This is a genomic window from Candidatus Enterococcus moelleringii (assembly GCF_017377575.1).
GTDB classification, from domain to species: domain Bacteria; phylum Bacillota; class Bacilli; order Lactobacillales; family Enterococcaceae; genus Enterococcus_A; species Enterococcus_A moelleringii.
Window position 1 is genome coordinate 205,267 of record NZ_JAFREM010000012.1, and the last position, 18,097, is coordinate 223,363.

The 18,097-nt window shown below is 43.5% G+C and carries 19 protein-coding genes; 3 read left to right on the plus strand and 16 right to left on the minus strand.

The window, feature by feature from the left end; genetic code table 11:
• Positions 1–456 (plus strand): PTS sugar transporter subunit IIA, encoded by a 456-nt coding sequence (locus JZO70_RS07885; RefSeq protein WP_207673003.1) that lies wholly within the window; start codon positions 1–3, stop codon positions 454–456.
• Positions 457–573: 117 nt separating this feature from the next.
• Here the strand turns inward: JZO70_RS07885 and JZO70_RS07890 are convergent, their stop codons facing one another.
• A complete protein-coding gene (locus JZO70_RS07890; protein ID WP_207673004.1) occupies positions 574–2,232 on the minus strand; it encodes an alpha,alpha-phosphotrehalase in 1,659 nt (552 codons plus the stop codon).
• Positions 2,233–2,560: 328 nt separating this feature from the next.
• On the opposite strand from JZO70_RS07890, the gene JZO70_RS07895 reads away from it, so the two are divergent.
• A complete protein-coding gene (locus JZO70_RS07895) occupies positions 2,561–3,112 on the plus strand; it encodes a hypothetical protein (RefSeq protein ID WP_207673005.1) in 552 nt (183 codons plus the stop codon).
• A 292-nt stretch (positions 3,113–3,404) separates the two neighbouring features.
• Positions 3,405–4,535 (plus strand): hypothetical protein, encoded by a 1,131-nt coding sequence (locus JZO70_RS07900; protein WP_207673006.1) that lies wholly within the window; start codon positions 3,405–3,407, stop codon positions 4,533–4,535.
• A gap of 64 nt (positions 4,536–4,599) precedes the next feature.
• On the opposite strand, the gene JZO70_RS07905 is transcribed toward JZO70_RS07900, so the two are convergent.
• From JZO70_RS07905 to JZO70_RS07975, 15 genes are all read right to left on the minus strand, one after another.
• Positions 4,600–5,133 carry a DUF4428 domain-containing protein gene (locus JZO70_RS07905; RefSeq protein WP_207673007.1) on the minus strand — a complete coding sequence of 178 codons (534 nt, stop codon included), beginning with the start codon at positions 5,131–5,133 and terminating at the stop codon, positions 4,600–4,602.
• Positions 5,130–6,599 (minus strand): xylulokinase, encoded by a 1,470-nt coding sequence (locus JZO70_RS07910; RefSeq protein WP_207673008.1) that lies wholly within the window; start codon positions 6,597–6,599, stop codon positions 5,130–5,132. The genes JZO70_RS07905 and JZO70_RS07910 overlap by 4 nt, the downstream gene beginning before the upstream one ends.
• 18 nt (positions 6,600–6,617) lie before the next feature.
• Positions 6,618–7,661, minus strand: coding sequence for a zinc-dependent alcohol dehydrogenase (locus JZO70_RS07915; RefSeq protein WP_207673009.1), 1,044 nt, complete (start codon positions 7,659–7,661; stop codon positions 6,618–6,620).
• Positions 7,662–7,676: 15 nt separating this feature from the next.
• Positions 7,677–8,507 carry a PTS system mannose/fructose/sorbose family transporter subunit IID gene (locus tag JZO70_RS07920; protein ID WP_207673010.1) on the minus strand — a complete coding sequence of 277 codons (831 nt, stop codon included), beginning with the start codon at positions 8,505–8,507 and terminating at the stop codon, positions 7,677–7,679.
• Complete coding sequence (locus JZO70_RS07925) at positions 8,500–9,264, minus strand: PTS mannose/fructose/sorbose/N-acetylgalactosamine transporter subunit IIC (RefSeq protein WP_207673011.1); 765 nt, start codon at positions 9,262–9,264, stop codon at positions 8,500–8,502. Before JZO70_RS07925 ends, JZO70_RS07920 begins: the two co-directional genes overlap by 8 nt.
• Before the next feature lie 78 nt (positions 9,265–9,342).
• A complete protein-coding gene (locus JZO70_RS07930) occupies positions 9,343–9,819 on the minus strand; it encodes a PTS sugar transporter subunit IIB (protein WP_207673012.1) in 477 nt (158 codons plus the stop codon).
• Between the two features lie 29 nt (positions 9,820–9,848).
• Positions 9,849–10,262 carry a PTS sugar transporter subunit IIA gene (locus tag JZO70_RS07935; RefSeq protein WP_207673013.1) on the minus strand — a complete coding sequence of 138 codons (414 nt, stop codon included), beginning with the start codon at positions 10,260–10,262 and terminating at the stop codon, positions 9,849–9,851.
• Between the two features lie 16 nt (positions 10,263–10,278).
• Positions 10,279–12,180 (minus strand): PRD domain-containing protein, encoded by a 1,902-nt coding sequence (locus JZO70_RS07940; RefSeq protein WP_207673014.1) that lies wholly within the window; start codon positions 12,178–12,180, stop codon positions 10,279–10,281.
• Between the two features lie 27 nt (positions 12,181–12,207).
• Positions 12,208–13,044, minus strand: coding sequence for a class II aldolase (locus tag JZO70_RS07945; protein WP_207673015.1), 837 nt, complete (start codon positions 13,042–13,044; stop codon positions 12,208–12,210).
• A gap of 489 nt (positions 13,045–13,533) precedes the next feature.
• Positions 13,534–14,247 (minus strand): ImmA/IrrE family metallo-endopeptidase, encoded by a 714-nt coding sequence (locus JZO70_RS07950; RefSeq protein WP_207673016.1) that lies wholly within the window; start codon positions 14,245–14,247, stop codon positions 13,534–13,536.
• Between the two features lie 3 nt (positions 14,248–14,250).
• Entirely contained in the window at positions 14,251–14,598 is a 348-nt protein-coding gene (locus JZO70_RS07955) for a helix-turn-helix domain-containing protein (protein ID WP_207673017.1), read from the minus strand.
• 342 nt (positions 14,599–14,940) lie between these two features.
• A complete protein-coding gene (trhA, locus tag JZO70_RS07960) occupies positions 14,941–15,585 on the minus strand; it encodes a PAQR family membrane homeostasis protein TrhA (RefSeq protein ID WP_207673018.1) in 645 nt (214 codons plus the stop codon).
• Positions 15,582–16,232, minus strand: a complete 651-nt coding sequence (locus JZO70_RS07965) for a putative ABC transporter permease (protein ID WP_207673019.1) — start codon at positions 16,230–16,232, stop codon at positions 15,582–15,584. The genes trhA and JZO70_RS07965 overlap by 4 nt, the downstream gene beginning before the upstream one ends.
• Before the next feature lie 71 nt (positions 16,233–16,303).
• Positions 16,304–16,966: a TetR/AcrR family transcriptional regulator gene (locus JZO70_RS07970; protein WP_207673020.1), complete on the minus strand. Its 663-nt coding sequence runs from the start codon at positions 16,964–16,966 to the stop codon at positions 16,304–16,306.
• A gap of 17 nt (positions 16,967–16,983) precedes the next feature.
• Positions 16,984–17,940, minus strand: a complete 957-nt coding sequence (locus tag JZO70_RS07975) for a DUF4097 family beta strand repeat-containing protein (RefSeq protein ID WP_207673021.1) — start codon at positions 17,938–17,940, stop codon at positions 16,984–16,986.
• Positions 17,941–18,097 lie beyond the last annotated feature (157 nt).

Sequence of the window (18,097 nt, forward strand, 5' to 3'; positions counted from 1 at the left end):
ATGTTTTTTAACAAGAAAAAAGAAATGATTTTTGCCCCGGCATCTGGTACGTTACTTAAATTGGAACAGGTGAATGATCCGGTGTTTTCTTCCAAAGCAATGGGGGATGGTTTCGGCATTGAGCCGGAGGGAAATCAAGTGTTCAGTCCCATAGTGGGCAAAGTAGTCAGCGTCTTCCCTACTAAGCACGCAATTTTGTTGGAAACCAAGAAAGGTCAGTCAGTTTTAGTCCATATCGGGATCGACACGGTGGAACTCAAGGGACAAGGAATTGATGTTCAAGTTACGGAAGGCCAAAAAGTCACACAGGAGACCTTGCTGGCAGAAGTAGACTTCCCTTTCATTCTGGAGCAAGGCAAACAAACAACGGTGATTGTTGCTCTTGAAGGAATTGATTCGATTGAGTTGACCAGTGATCAACAGGTGAAAGCCCACCAATCTTTAGGTGAGTTATAAGATAATGTTTGAGTATAGGCGGCCGCCTATACTCATTTATTTTGCCGAAAAATCCCATGAAACGAACGATTTTTCTCGCTCATTCATGGGATTTTTGGGGAAACGTATGTTAGATCCTTATTTTTGGTAAATCATCAAGCTTTCATAAGGCTTCAGCTGAAACGCTGCTTCTACTTGTTTTCTGCCGTAATTACTTTCGAGAATCTCAGCGGTTTTGTAGTCACTTGGCAGCTGATAAGCTACATTTTTCCGGGTGAAATTGCTGATGACCAGCAGTTTTTCTTGATTGCAGGTTCTTTCGTAGCAGAATAATTCGCTGTGCTCTTCATCCAGCAGCCGGTAATCTCCTTCTGTAAAGACGGGGAACATTTTACGATAAGCGATCAGGCGTTGATAGGTATAAAAAATCGAATTCGGGTCCTTCAGTTCTTTTTCGGCGGATATCTGGTTATTATTAACTACCAGCCACGGTTCAACCGCTGAAAAACCTTGGTACTTGCTGTCATCCCACTGCATTGGGGTGCGGGCGTTGTCTCGCGATTTCAGCTGCAGGATGATCAGCGCTTCACGGTCAGAGACACCAGAGGCAAGCAATTCGCGATAGGCATTCAAGCTTTCGGGATCACGATACTCTTCAATGGTGGAAAAATAAGCGTTGGTCATGCCGATTTCTTCGCCTTGATAAATATAAGTCGTTCCCTGCTGACCAAAAAGGGTGATCGCCAGCATTTTGGCACTTTCTTGACGATAGATGCGATCATCGCCGAAACGCGACAAGGCTCTAGGCTGATCGTGATTGGAATAAAATAACGCATTCCAGCCATTTCCTTCATGCATTTTTTGCTGCAAAAGCGACTGGCTTTGTTTCAATTTTGCTAACGAAAATGGTTCATTGGTCCATTTGGCGTTGTCCTGATAATCAGCCTTCATGTGATAAAAGCTGAAAATCATGGAAAGTTCTTCCCGCTCCTCCTGAGAATACAAAACACATTCTTCCGGCGTAGAAGAGGACATCTCCCCCACCGTCACCAGCTGCATAGGCCCAAAGACCTGCTGATTCAGTTCGTGAAGATACTGATGGATTTTAGGACCATCCACATTATGGGTTCGACCATCTCCGGTGGGTCCAACAATCGGATCATCCGGCAAGCCTGGCGTTTTCGACAGCAAATTCACCACATCTAGGCGAACCCCCTTGATGCCCTTCTTGGCCCAAAAGGCTAAAATTTTCCCACACTCTTTTCTAACAGCTTCATTTTCCCAATTCAAATCAGCTTGGCTTTCGTCAAATGAATGCAAGTAAGACTGGCCGGTGGCTTCGTCATATTTCCAGGCAGTGCCGCCAAAACGGGATTTCCAATTATTCGGGGGAGTACCGTCTGGCTTAGGATCTTGCCAAAAGTAAAAGTCGCGATAAGGATTGTTCCGGCTTTTACGGGCTTCCTTGAACCATTGATGCTCTGTTGAGGTATGATTTAAGACCATATCCATCATAATTGCGATCTTTCTTTTCTCGGCCTCCTGCACCAGCTCTTCAAAATCCGCCATCGTGCCATATAAAGGATCAATCTGATAGTAATCGGATATGTCGTAACCATTATCCTTTTGCGGCGAGACATACATGGGAGTGATCCACAACAAATCAATGCCCAATTTTTCCAAATAATCCAGCTTTTCAATGATGCCGCGAATATCCCCGATTCCGTCATTGTTGGTATCTTTGAAACTACGGGGATAGACTTGATAAACGGTTGCTTTCTTCCACCAGTTGTTCAATTTTACGCTCCTCTATTTTCCTGTTTGGCTTTAATACTACCTATAACTATCTAAGGGATATATGGGAAAAACTAACCGATCTATGCAAAAATCAAATATTTGCTTAGAATTCTGTAAAGATAAAGCGAAATGATATAATCTGTCGCTTGTTAGTTTACATAATTATGTTATGGAATACTTTTTTCTCCCTACCGAGAACCACTGACTTTTCACATCAACTGAAAGATGTTCCCCCGCACATAAATGCTGGTGAAAATTGCACTTGAAATCGGTTACTGTATTGATTACAATTAAATAAACATTTTATTTCAACGAGGAGCAATCAACGATGACAACAGCCCTGCAGGAACAAAATTTGTTTAGCTTGGACAGAGCCAGCTTAGAAAAATGGCTGATTACCCATTACCAGAAAACCAACGACGCCAACTATCTGATTGAAGCAGCCGTCGCTGTTTTAGTGAAAAATGCCTTCAATAAACAGGACTTTTCTTTTATCGCCAAGGACTTGGTTCGCACAATTTTTCTAACTAGAAACGATCTCCAGTTCGTCCGGCAGCACTGTATTCATTTCCGCGAGTATTTTAATAAAGATGAATGGTGCACGCTGATTGCTCGCCTGTTTAAGAGTCCCGAGAAATTTTTGGATCTGACTGAGCTTTCCCGTTCCCGCACTGAATACCTTCATCCCCTGCTGCATTCTGGCTGTCAGGAAGTCACGAAAAGATTGGATGTATCCTTCGTCTACGAAGGACAACGTGTGGTCGGCAAAGATATTATGGGGAAATTTAAGACGCCAGAAAGTGCCGATCTTTTATTCGTGCTCAGCACCTTGAAGCTTTTCGCGGGAAAAGACCTTAATCAGCTTACCAAGATCTTGTGATTTTTCGTTTTTCCTTGGTGCAATAGCCATTCAAGGGAGCTGGTTATTGTTGAAATCCATTTAAATAACAAGTGTTCTTTTATGATTTCTAACTAAGTCTCAAAACTTTTCCGCTGTGAGAGAAGTTTTGATTTTTTTTGTTTTGCTGGGAAATTATGATTAAAAAAATATGGCAAATTGATAAATTTCTTCTTGCAAACGTTTTACTTATCTTTTACAATAGAATCAAATTTAAGGCAAGCATTTATCCTGCCATGAAATCAATTCACCTGTAGACGAGGAGCAAAAAAAAATGACAAGCAAGAAACTTCCGTTATTAAAACAAAAACAACTACTTAATCTTTCGAAACCTTCGATGGACAAGCGTTTTTTACAGTACTTCGAAGCGACAGCTGATGCGGTATATATTATCCAAGCAGCTGTTATGGTAATGGTCCGCAACTTTTTCTCTATTGAGAATTTATCCTTTGTTGCTCATGATACCATTCGCGACATCTTTTTAAATCATACCTCCGAACTGACCTCCGTGCGCCATTTGTGCATTTACTTTGAAGATTATTTCGATAAAAAAGAGTGGCAAGGAATCCTAGACAGCCTATTTACCGACCACAATGAATATTTACAAGTCACCGAGTCCGCTCGTTTACATACCGAACACATCCGCCCGCTGCTGCACGTTGGCCGCTGCGAAGTAGATACACCGAAGAATCTGGCCTTAACCTTTTTCGATGAAACCGGCAAAAAGCATCGCTGTACCATCAAAAATGTTCACCGCAGCTATTCTACCCAGGAAAACTGCGATGCCCTGTCCATTTTAAGTACCTTGAGCATCTTTGAAAAGGATGGCGTGCGCCATTTTACCGAATTAGCCAAATCCCGCTTTGTGACTCCTGAAGATGACTACGATTGTGCCAACCAAGAAGAACCGGTAAAACTATGGGGAATCAATGAGCTGCTGCATCAGGCTGAAGCCGCGGAAGATGCCACTGAAGCGAAAACAGAGACCCAGCCGGCTCCTCAAAAATATGCTGCTCACTCTAATTTAAAAGGAAAAACGAAGGATGAATTGTACGACTTTTTATTTGAGGGCGTTCATATCAATCGGTTGCCTGACGACGAAAAGATCAGTCGGACGGCGATGGCTATGTTGGAGGGAACCCCGGTAAAGAATGTCCGGACAAGGTTCGCGCCCGAAGAAAATCCTAAGGAAATCCTGGATTTTCTGTTGAAGGATTGGCAAAAACGCCTAATGACTAGGGAAACTTCTCAGGAAGAGGCAGATACCTCAGAAGACCTTTTCCGTAAAGAAGAAATCTACCGACAGCGCCAGGAAAAACAAAAGCAGCAGAAAATTGATAAAGCCCTGGGCAAAAAAGGTAGAAAAGGCAAGAAAGGCAAAAACGGGAAGCGGAAAAAACGGTAGGCATCTACCGTGCATAAAAAATAGGAGGAACTTTTTTAAGTCCCTCCCCTGCTGCTTCATTTAGTTAGGCGGCCGCATTTCGTGATTGGTCAATTTCCTTGATGATACTTTCTGCCAGCGAACGCATCGTTTTGTAGGCCATGCTAGTATTGTCGATCAAATTAGGAATCAACCAAATATCCCGGGTCACTGGCTGCTTACCAGCAAATGTGATCACCACTTTGATGGTACCTAGCGTTTGTTTCTTTTTCTTAACGATTTTTTCGACTTGTTCCTCTACCACTTGGCAATCTAGGATCGAAGAAAAGGGATAAAACTCAGGTTTCAAGTTTTCTTTGGTGTATTTCTTATGGTTGGGTAGGCAAAGCTGCTGCTGGTTGTCGTCAAATAAAATCAGTTGATTGACTTTTCGCGAGATTTCAAAGGCATCGGTTGGCTCATTTTCTAAACGGGCCAGCAATTCTTCTTTTGTGTTTGTTTTGATGGTTTGGGTAAAATTCAAGCTGACTTTTTCGTAACAGACCTTGCAGACATGGCCTTCTGCGCATTTGAATTTGACTAATTTTAGTGGTGCGCTGCATAATAGGCATTCTTTCACTCTTCTTCACCTCCGGCTAGTAGGAACAATTGCGTCAATTTCAGATATTTTTTGTAGCGTGTCGTGTATTTTTTGATTAATGTCGGATCTGGCTGGACCATTTGGTAGTCACTTTCCGGAAATTCAAAACTGCCTTCGACGCCCATAATGGCTAAAATCGCTGCGCCGTGGACAGCTTCCTGCGAGGTCATCACCCGTTTGATGGGATAACCCAGCACATTGGCAAAAATTTCGATCCATAAGGCACTTTTCGCCCCGCCGCCAACAATGGTAAAATAGTCCGGCTGCTCTTCGTTTTTCATAGAAACAAACAGCTGACGAATGCCAAATGCTAATCCTTCTAAAACGGCCAAATACATTTCTTCTCGGGTGGTTTCGAGACTCAAACCTACAAAAGCACCTCGTAATTCAGGATTAGCGAACAAAGTTTTCTCCCCATTCATATGCGGGAAAAACAGGACATCGTTTTCGCCTAACATTTCGCGAGGGATTTTTTGCTGCTCTGCTGGATAATCGCTTGTATGTAAAATTTGTTCCAGCCACCAGCTGTTTACCTTGGCTCCGGCTTGAACGGTTCCTTGCGTGATGATGGACTGGTCCTCTGGAGTTAATTTGGCGACTACATTTTTGCCGGTTTGCTTCAATTGATGATGTTTGTTGGGAATCACTACTACACCTGAAGTCCCCAGTGAAACTAACGGTTGATCATGGTCAAAACTTCCAGAAACTAAAGCCGAAGCCACATTGTCTCCAGTTCCTGCAATCATTGGAATCTTACTCTCGATCCCCAGCTTTTTACATATCTCTTCTGTCAACTCACCAATCATGGTCGCTGCTGGCAAAATTTCCGGAAACACGCCAGCATCCAGACCAAATAATTCTTGAACTTCTTCAGACCAGGCATCTTGATTCAAATCATACAAAGAAGACGTGGAAGCATCACAATAATCGGTAGAATAAGTGCCAGTAAGCTTCAACTTCACGTAATCCTTCGCAATCAAAAATTTATTCAACTGCTGGTAATTTTCTGGTTCATTTTCCTTCAGCCACAATAAACTTGCCAACGGACTGCCAGTGGAAACAATTTTTGCAATATGGGCAGCCTTGGAATTGGTTAACAGCTGCTGCTTGATCGCTGGAATTTGTTCTTTCGTGCGATGATCATTCCACATAATCGCCGGCCGAATTGAATTCCCGGCTTGATCGACAAAAACCGTCGTGTGCATCTGACCGGTAATGCCAATGCCGGCAACCAGCTTTTCTGAAATATGCTGGAAGAGCTGAGTCAGCCCCTCCAACACAATTTCCATCCAAGTATCAGGTTCGATTTCGGTCCAGCCTTTATGAGGAATCAGATAGTCATACCCATATTGGACTTCATACACGGTTTCCAGCTGCTGGTTAACCGCTGAAATTTTTACCGCGGTGGTCCCAATGTCTAAGCCCACATAAATTGGTCGCTTCATCTTTTCCCCTGCTTTCTCTTAATCAAAAGTAATAATCGTTTTTAATGTTTCCGGCCGCAGCGCATATTCAAAAGCATCCACCGCGTCCTTGTAATCAAAAGTCTTATCCAATAAAGGCGTGATATCCACCAAGCCTTTGGCGATCAGCTGAACCGACCGATAAAAGGTACGAATCGTCGGACTCACCGTTCCTGTGATCACTTTTTCGTAGGAATGGATCGCACCCATGTTGGTAGGCACTGGATCATTGGGATGCAACGAACTAAAGACAAACGTCTGACCGCCAGTTGCCGTGAAATCCATCGCCTGTTGAGCAATCACAGGTAGTGCCGTCGTATTGAAGACAACATCGGCGCCTCGACCTTCTGTCTGGGATTTAACAAACGCAACTGCATCACCTTGCGTCGGATCAAAAGTTACATCCGCGCCAAGCTTTTCAGCTAATGCCCGCCGTTCCCCATTCGGTTCACTCACAATTACCCGAGCTCCTTGCAGCTTCGACAACATCACATGCATTAAGCCCATGACTCCGCCGCCGATCACCACAACATCTTGTCCAAACAAAATCTTCGCCCGTTCCACACTATTGACCACACAAGCCAACGGTTCAGTGAAGGCACTGTGAGTAAAAGGAACGTCTTTAGGATATTTGTACAAATCGCGACTTTTCACCGCAATATACTGGGCCATTCCGAAAAAGCCGGAAATGCCGTCAGGTTTTTGGAAAGTAGGTGAAGAAGCGACTTCGACACACAAATTCTCCCGGCCAATTTTACAGTAGTGGCATTCGCCGCAAGCGGGAATAATGTATTTCACCACATGATCCCCCACTTGGAAATGTTCCGGATTCACATCCGAACCAATCTCCACTACTTCCCCACTAAATTCATGGCCGCCTACCCGGGGGAAGGAATACACCGTATCCCCCAAGTAGTCACGAATGTCGTTGGTGCACAAGCCATTTGCCCGCACCTTCATTAAGACTTCATCTTTTTCAATGACCGGTGTGGGCAGCTCTTGAATTTCCAGCTGCTTCACACCCGTTTCTACAATTGCTTTCATGCGAAAATCTCCTGTCTACCCTAGAATTCCTAAGAAGCCGGTCACAATCCCGAATACCACGATCAAGCCGATAACTTTTAGTGAAGACCAGCCGCGTTTCATCAACCAGAAAATAAACATCGTGAAGGCAAACGGCAGGATATTTGGCATAACAGCATCTAAGAATTGTTCTTGTACATTAAAGGTCGTAGTCGAGCTGGTGATTTCCAAAGCAACATTCATTTTCACGTAGCTGGAGATCAAGCCGCCCATTACCATACAACCCATGATTTCAGCGCCCCGCAGTACTTTGTTCAGGATACCTTTTTCCAGGAAGTCCATAATTGCGTCGGCCCCGGCTCGATACCCGAACATGAAGTTGGCATAACTCATTCCCCAGGCAATCGCAATGATCGCTACCGCATAAATGATCGAACCCCAGATAGTACCTTTTAACGTCAAATCAATGGTGATAGCCAACAGAATCGGAATTAATACCCCTTGGAAAATGGTATCGCCAATCCCTGATAATGGTCCCATCAAGGAAGTTTTCAAACTAGTAATAAATTCACTTGGGATCGCTACGCCTTTGGCTTTTTGTTCCTCCAAGGCGATAATCATCCCGATAATACAAGAGCCAAACTCAATATGCACGTTGAAGAATTCGATTTCCCGTTTCATCATTTCTTTTTTCTTTTCCGGGTCATCGTTGTGGAGCCGTTTTGAAATGGGGACGAAAACGTGAGCTACGGCTTGCCCCATCATGCGTTCATAGTTGTAACAGGTTTGCGGCAAATTTTCCCAAATCAGCCATGAGCGGATTAAATCCTTTTTACGGATCAAACTTCCTTCGACTTCTTTACTCATAGATTTCGTCCTCCCCTGAATCAGAATTGTTTCCAGTCGCTTGTACATAAATCAGTGCAGCCAAACCAGCGATGATACCTAGCGGCAATAAATCTAGTCCTGAATAAGTTGCTAAGATAAAGCCTAAGAACAAGAATACCCGCGCTTCGCCTTTGAAAATGTATTGCAACGTGATCGCTACCCCAAGTGCTGGCATCATACCACCGATAACGGTGAAGATTGTCAAGGCAGTTCCGCTTAGTGCTTCGATGAAACCAGAGATATAACTAGCACCGAAGTAAGCAGCCAAGCCGCAAGGAATGATGGTCATTAAAGCAGTCATCAACTGCGGGAATAACACGTTGGCCCGCCAAATTTTGTGGTACTCGCCTTTTTCGATATAGTTATCCGCTACGTGAACAAATACAGAACCGAAAGTCATCCGTCCATACCATACGATCGTTCCTAACAAACCAATTGGAACCGCAACCGATAGTGCAGTTTCGGCATCCAAGCCACCAGTAATCGCAAACGCCGTTCCTAAAATCCCCGCCAAAGCCATATCGGCTGGCATCGATCCGCCGGCTGAGATGAAGCCCAAGTAAACCAAGTTAATTGACGCCCCGGTCATGGCTCCCATCAGTGGATCGCCTAAAATAATTCCGGTAATAAGTCCGCATACTAACGGCCGCTGCAACGACCACAATCCTACAAAGGGCAGATTCCCTATTGCTAGGAAATAGACGACCCCACATAAAAATGCTTGAAAGACTGACATACATTTTTCCCCCTTTTTTCTATACAAATATGGTGTTTCTCACAGCCAGCCGAAGCTAGCTGTGTCCAGCTGCCGAGATTATAGTAAGTTGGTAATCTCAATCAACCGTTGTTCTGGTACTAATTGATAGAATACATGAATGCCTTTATCCACCATTTGACGAATCGCTTCTACTTCAGCCTCGTCACAAGCTACGTTTTTAATGAACGGCTTGCGTTCGTCGCGAATTCCCATGCCGCCTAGATTTACCTGTTTTAGCTCAATCCCTCCTTCCACTAATTTGGCATAGGTAATCGGTGATTTCGTTAACAGTAACACGCGTTCCTTTTCGTTGAAGGGTTTCATCAACTCCTCGATGCCTTCCTCCACGGTAAAGGCGTCCACCCGAACCTTAGTAGGTGCCAACGCTTTCAGAATCCTTTTTTGGAAAGGATCGCTGGCCACGACATCATCGATAATGACAATGTGATTAATGCTGAAGCTTGGTGTCCAAGCCGTTACGACCTCCCCGTGAATTAGTCGATCATCCACTCGTGCAAATACAATGTTTTTCATCCTGCTCGCTCCTTAAATTTATTTGTCTGCTATTCTTCCATATTGACTTGCAAATAATTATTTACATCGATAAATGTTTCCGGTGCCTGGCTTAACAGCTTGGCGCTGATGTCTTCGGTCGTAAGCTCTTCGTTCATCCGTGACATGAAAGCTTCCAGCACCATCGGCAGGTTCATGCCGGTAATGTGACGAATTGGGTAGTCACCCATTAAGCCAACCACTGCGTTAAAAGGACTGCCGCTAAACAAATCAGTGAAACAGATAATGTCCTCGCCGCCGCCAAATTCTTCAATCGCCTGCTGCACCTGATCCTTCAGTCCGCCAATATCGTCGGTGGGATACAGACCAAACGCTTTCGCCTCATCTTGTTCCCCGACGATCATCTGGGCACTTCCCAGCATACTTTTTGCCAAATCTCCATGGGATACAAAAATATACTTCATACTTCATCCTCCTAATCTAAATGTATTCATCCAATAGCTGCGACAAATTCTCTCGGAAATTTTCGAAGGTCGGCTCTTTAATCAAACGATCCACAAAGCCCTTTTCTTGAATAATTTTCCCCAGATAGTTCCACAGCTGAAACACTTTTGCATTATTTTTTTCGATAGCTACTAACATGACTAAACGAACTTTGTTGCCATCGGTATCCCAATCCAGCGGTTCCTTCAGTAAAATCACCGATACAAAGGTCTCTGCCAAAATCGGATTAATCGGATGGGGCAACGCAATTCCGTTACCGAAGTAACTGCTGCCTAAGCCTTCTCTTAACCCCACCGCTTCTCTTAACTGGAAGACCTTGTCCCCCACTTTGGAAACTGAGTTGGAACAGATCTTATCCAAGACCTCTTCCTTACTAACGAAGCTGCCGTAATGGAACAACTCCTCATTAAACAAATTAACGATTTCGAATTTGTCGTTGAAGCCGTCGATGGCTAACTTTATTTTTGAGTACTCCGCTTCACTTGGGTAAAAACTGATTAAGATGGCGCCGATGTTTTCCGTCAGCTCCGTCTGTTCCGTGGTAAAAATCACATCATAGTCCTCTACATCAATCGAACTTACCTCGTGAGTATTCAACAAAGTCAGTACCGTAATTTCATTGGCAAACCAGGTAGCGAAACGCTGACGCAGCAGGACACTTTCACTGCGCTTCAAGCTGGTAATGATCAAAATCCGCTTTTTGCCAGAGATGTCATTGTATTTTTCCCAATATTGATTGAAATAAATCGCTAGATAGGCAATTTCGTCTTCTTCAATCCGTTTGTCAATGTTTTCCTGCAGCAGCAGACACATAAAGGCGGCCATATCGAAGGCCAACGGGAAGGACTGCTTAATGTGATCCAGCAATTGATTGTCGTTTTGAATGTTGTATTCAATCCGCGTCAACAGCGGCATCAAGTGCAGTGCCAGCGAGATTCGCAAATCAATTTCTTGCGTGAAGTCGATGTCGAACTTTTCCTTGATCTCTCTTAATGCATACAAGATGAAGGTGTTAACTTCTTCAGAAATATAATCATCATTCTCATAATCGCTCTTGCCTTTAATGTAAATCGCCAGGTTGATAATTTCTCCTTGAGAAACCTTGAAGTGGCAGCGTTCTGCCAACCGATCAAAGATTTCCTTGGACACCTCAATTTCTGAATCAAAATCATTCACTTCAGCTAATTCATGAGAACCAATGTAAAATCCGGTGCCCATTCGCTTAATCGCCATCTCGATGTGGACGATCAGATTTTGGAACAGCGTCTCGGAAATATGGTAATGGTGCTTCAACAGCACACTGACTAGAATTTTTTCAATATCCTGCCGCAGATTTCCTTGACTGATCATGCTGTTTTGGCTCTGATGATTATCCATGTGACCTAATTTCAACAAACATTTTCGTTTATTGTCTTCGCTGCCGACAATCGAAATCCCGGAGTTGCGTTTGCGTTCGATCTCTAATTGATAGCTGGACAGCAGCTTGTCGGCTTCCTTCAAATCCGCATTCAGCGTCGAAGCTGCGATAAACAATTGATCCATCAAAAATTGCCGACTGACCGGTTTCATTTGATGCAACAGCAGGACACATAACTTTCGAATGCGATCCGATTGATTTTGTTCGCCTAATTGATCCTTTGTCTCAAAGGTTGCTTTAAATTGCTGCGGATCACTGATGACTAATTTGCTGCCTTTAGAGGCTACTGAAATTAGCTCCGCATATTGGTTGCCGGTTAATTCTTCCCGGACTTTTTTGATGTCGGACTGGACCGTCCGCATACTTACTTTAAATCTGTCTACAAAATATTCAGCAGTTAAAAAAGAGGGGCTGTGCTTTTCAAATTCTTTCACGATTTCTTGTTGTCTTTTATTCAACACGCTGATCCCCCTCACGTTTTGTTCAATTTATTTCCCGTTCACTTCTGCAATAATCGCTTTTACTCGTTCTTCCACATTGACGATTGCATCTTTTGACAGTGCCATAATATCGAATTCGTTGTGATTTTTCTCATAGGCTTGTCCGAAGGTCCGTATGAAGGCTTGACGCAGATCCGAGCCGTAATTGACTTTGATCAAGTTTTGTTCTTTGGCTTTTCTGACTTGATCAAAAGGAATCCCTGATCCGCCATGTAAAACTAAAGGAACCTTCGACAGCTGGGCGATTTCTTCTAATAATGGGAAGTCCAGATTCGGCGCTAAGTCCATGCCGTGAACATTGCCGATCGATACCGCTAGCAGATCGCAATTGGTGCGTTCCACAAATTCCGCGACATCGTTAGGATCCGTCTTGGCATCCTCTTCTGAGATATGATCGTCTTCTTTTCCGCCGATCGCGCCTAATTCCGCTTCAACCGGAATGCCGTAAAAGTGACAATACTCAACCGTACGTTTAACTTCCTCAATGTTTTCTTCAAATGGCAGATGCGATGCGTCCACCATAATTGAAGTAAAGCCAGCATCGATACAGGCTTTCACATCTTCAAAGCTTTTCCCGTGATCCAAGTGCAACGCAATTGGTGTCGAGACATCCTGCATCACTGACTTCACCATATCGGCAATAATTTTCGGACTGGAAAGCTTCAAGTTGCTGGATGAAATAGCAATGTAGCCGCCTAAGCCCGTCGCTTGGTAACCTTTAATAATTGCTGCGGTTAATTCATAATTTGTTGTATTGAATGCAGGTAAGACCAAGCCCTTTTCTTTTGCGTAATCCATCAGCTTAAACCCATTCACAAGTTGCATTGTTCAACCCTCTTTCTTCTCTTTCTACGTCTATCTTATACCGAAAAGAAAAGCCTTAGGAGCAGACAAATTGCAGGATTAATCATGCAATTAATAATATTAAAAAAGACCAAAACACGAAAAACACCTCTTATATTGCGAATTAAACCTACTAATATCCGCTATTAGAATCAAATACTTGCTTCAATTCACTATTTTGCCTTTTGCATTTTCAACACAACCTTCAACGAACAATCAGTTGCATGATATTGATGCAATTTTTCATTTGTAAATGTGGAGTAACTCTCAATTTTTGCAGCAGGAAGTATTTCGTTTCCTCTTTTTTATCTGTCTATTTGACATAAAAATAGGAACCCCGGAGAGGCTCCTATTTTCAAACTACTATTAACGAAAGAAAATGTGCTTTTCTTTGGTATGTGGTTGCTGGCTTTCGCGACCGTCGTATTGGTCGTCTACCAGCATGCGTAATGAATCTCATTACAAAATTGTTTACTCTTTGGTAAGTTTCTTCATTATATGCATCAGCCCTGGAAAGCCATTCATCTTTTCTGGATAGTCTAATGGAGACTTGGATGGTCTTCCATACAATGAGCGTAAATGGATAAATTTGTTCTCCAGCGCATTTTCAGCAAGAACTTTATCTGTTCTCAGATCAGGATCTTTCAAATGCGTTTCAATTTCTCTTACTGATAATTCCAGTTCGACAAAACGATGATAAACTGCTTGATATGGACAATAGGAAAGGTCGGCAATTAAGAAGAGAATGTCCAGCTCGCCCCATCCATCCTTTTTGTTATGCAGATAAATTGTTTCTACTCTGTCCTCAGGTAATAATAATGCCGTTGCAAAGTGATCCGCAGCCTGCTCGTTTTCTATTTTGGAATAGTTCAAATCATCAGACAGCTCCGTTTTACTGTAAAAATACCACAGCCCGCAAGCGATGCTGAAGGTTATGGTGCGCTTATTATGGAAAGTGTTAATACCAATAAAGCGGTTTCCCTTTCCAGTTGCCGACATCCCATAGAAAGCTTGATCCTCAATAGATTTATACATTAAGTGAATCCCTTGTTTTTGAACAATCAGCTCTAATCCAGCACCGCAGAAGGTATTTGTTAACGAGTTCTCTTTCAAAAAACGGTCTGCTAACATTTCAGCCACGTTGTGTACTTTCGAACTATCGATAGATTCCTTATTCCCTACCATAACTTAACACTCCTCCTGAAAAGAGTTGCTTAAGCGCGTAAAATCGTTCATCTCTATAATCCAGTCGCTGATAGCCTCTTTAGCGATGCCACTAGTTGCTTTACCTCTTACGTGAATGACATACTCCGAGCTGTTGATTGATTGATGCTTCGTCAAGTCAGAAATACGTACATCTAACACTTCTGCTAATTGTTCCAACACGTTTTGCGAGAAATTTCTTTTGCCATTGAAAAGCATAGAAATAAAGCCTTTTGAAACCTTCAATTCTTTTGCTAACTGTGCCTGATTTAGGCCTTTTTCTTCAATAATCCTTTGTAAGTTTCTTATCACAACCTGCCTTGATTTATTCATTCTCTTCCTCTCCCTAATTCTAGAATATCAAACTTCATATAAGTTCACAATATACTTGTGAACTAAGTTAACTTTGTTCAAATACTTCAACCATACCTTCGTCGCTGACTAAGTGTTCGTATTCTTTCAGGTTTGACACCGATTCCTTTGCCAAATCATGAGCGACAGTGTTACTTAGAAATCACGAGTGGGACTTCACATCTTCCTGACCACTTCAAGTTCCCTCCACGAATGAAATTAAGCGCTATCAGTTACTTTTATTATACGTAAATGCCCATAAAAGAAAACCCGCAAAATAAATAGCCTATCAACCCTCGTCGATAGACTATTTACCATATTTCACTAAATAACAAACTGATACATAAAATAATAGTGACAAGCCGCCCCCGCCAACACAAACAAGTGGAACAGCTCATGACTGCCAAACGCCGGAAAATGAAACTGCAGCCGCCGCGCCGCGTAAATCACCGCACCCACCGAGTAGCAAATCCCTCCAGCAGCCAACCAGAAAATCGCCGCCCTTGGCAAGACCTGCAGCAGCTCACCGGCAAAGAAAACAATCCCCCAGCCCATCGCCAAATACACCACCGTCGAAAACCATTTAGCATAACGAAACCACAGCACTTTCCCTAAAATTCCCACTAACGCCAACGACCAAATACTTACCAGCAATATCAGACCCGGAACCTTATCCAGCACCAACAAACAAATCGGCGTATACGTCCCGGCGATCAAACAAAACACAAAGGAATGATCGATCTTCTGCAGAATACCGTGAACTTTAGGCGAAATGTAAAAGATGTGAAAAACGGTGGAGGCTAAAAACAAGCAGATCAGCGAGGCACCATAGATACAGGCTGCCACAATCGCCAGCGAACTTTCCGCACTAAGAATCAGCAGCACCGTCCCGCCAATCGCCAATAAGAATCCCCACAAATGCAATAAACCGCTGGTGATACTATCTGCTTCACAATAAAGTTGTTTCATTTTTCTTCACTCCTGTCCGCCAACTGCAACGCAGGATAAATTTCGGCTAATGATTCATCGTGAAAATGCTGATCAAGCTTTTGATCCAGTACACTGTCACAGCCCTGTCCCTGGCATCTTTCCGCCCAGCGATTCAAGGCCAAGCCAGAAAGAGTGAAGTTAAATAGGAAGAAAACCATCACCAGCCGCAGCGAAGCGCTGTGCTTCACCAAGTAACGGCGGATATCTTTCAGCAGAATCGGATACAGTACTTTCAAGTAAACCGTGCCGAACACGCCCCAGTAAAACATGAACAACAAGCTGGTTCTACCTTCAAAATGATACGTCTGTTGGCTGAAATCCCATAGCCTGATTCCCAGCAGCACTTCCTCCAGCAGACTGCCGAAAAATTCAATACCGCCGCCTAACAAACTGGATAAAACAAACAATAGAATCGGATTTTTTCGATTCCTTGGACCCAAAATCATGGCAAACAAAACAGCACCCACCCCATAAATCGGTACAAACGGCCCTAACACCAGCCCTTGGCGGGAGGTCCATTCCCCCACCTTCACCCAGCAATAGACATTTTCAACCAAAAATCCTGCCAGAGCACCAATCACAAATAACCAAACGTAGCTGTGCCGTACCATTTTTCTGCGTCTCATTTTACTCACCTTCCCTTTAATTGAATCATTCATTTAATTTTGTGAGCTAGAAAATCCGGAGAAGTTCCAGATTAATCTACAACATACGCGTGAATCAAATTATCTAAACAAATTGCCTTGGCCTTTTCATGGGTAATCTCCTGGTCTATTTCATAGGCATCGTTCATGATGTGCATGCCCCAAAAAGCCATCACTTCCACCATTGCCCGAGTTGCATAATGGATATCCGGCACTGCTCGAAGGCTGCCATCCTTGATGAACCGTTCTACATACTGATACACCTGCTTGAAAAACAATTGACGAAAGGTTTGATAAGTCTCGGTTAACTCTGGCAAATCGTCGGGATTATGCTCGATGATCAAGCAGCCGACGCCATATTTGGCAATTACATCAAAAGCATCTGAGAACATTTTCTCCGGTGTATACGCCGGATCATCGATTCCTGCCTTTAACGTTTTGGCGTTTTCCTGCAGCGCCGCATCGATTTCATCATCTAAATAATCAAATTGATCCACCTGAATCGGATACTCCTGTTCCAGCTCCAAATAAGCAGGCTCAATCGTGCACTTCAAAATGAAGCTTAGCAACTCATTTTTCCCCTTGAAATATTGATAGATCATCCCGGTGGACAAACCGATGTGCTGCGCAATATCCTTCATCTGCGTCCGGGCATACCCTTTGTTAATAAACAAATGACTTCCAGCTGCATAAAATAAATCCAAACGATTCTTCATACTTCGTCTCTCCTCTGCTAATCGGTGGTCAGCCGAATGTCGCCATTTCGTGTTTCTAATGTGACCTTGTAGGCTGGATTCGATCCCAGCTCGCCGCTGATTTCTTTTTCGTCCCCTGACAGTTCCGAGAAATTGTCAGTTTGAATCTCGCCGTCTTTTGTCCTAGCGCTGATTTTACAGGAAGCATCCGCCGGCAAGCTTAAGATCAGGTCACCATTTTTGGCATTCAGTATTACGTCTTGATTGATCTTAGTATAACCCAGCTCCATCTCACCTTCACCTGTCGCCTCGAAAGTGCCCCCGCCCGTTAAACCTGAAGCAGTTAACGTTCCGCTTTTCGTCACGTAGGCAATCGGACCTGTCAGCTCCACTAATTCGGTGGAACCACTGGTAGTTTCGATCCGAAAATCTTCAGCTTCACCCGCAGCAAGCCCAACCGATCCACTAGTACTTTTCACCGTGAGCATTTTCGCCGTAAGTTGGTTTCCATCAATCTCGCCGCTGGTACTAGTCAGCTTGAAAGACTCTGCCCTGCTCTCCCCCACCCTGATTTTTCCGCTAGTGGTATCCAAGGCCAGCTCCTGCAAAATTTCCTTTGTCTCCAACATATCGATTTCGCCACTGGTGGTATGCACCGACAAGCTTTGATCATAGGTGGCCGGCAAAACGAGCTCTACATAAGACTGAAAACTAGCCCGCCGCGGCCGTTTTCCTTCAGTGATTGACAATTCTTGACCTTTCTCATCAATTGAAGCATAGTATTTTTCATTATCTTCATTCATATATTCCTTCAGAATAATCGTATCTTCCTCGTGAAAGCCGACACTCACATCATCCGCATCGTAATCCACCGCGATTTGACTAAACTCATGATCCAATTTCTGAGTGTTGACTAATTTCGGCTCAGAATCATTCCCGCATCCACTAAGCAAAAGCACCAGGCAGCATCCCAACATGAGCCACAACTTTTTCATCCCGCTCAACTCCTCAAGGAAATAAATTGAACCGTTCGTTCAATTTAATTGTAAGCCCTATCAGCCATACTGTCAAAATTGCTTAGAACTCTATCATTTATTCCACAAACCAGGTTTTCACCACTAAAACACGGACTTTTTCGATTATTTTCCACTT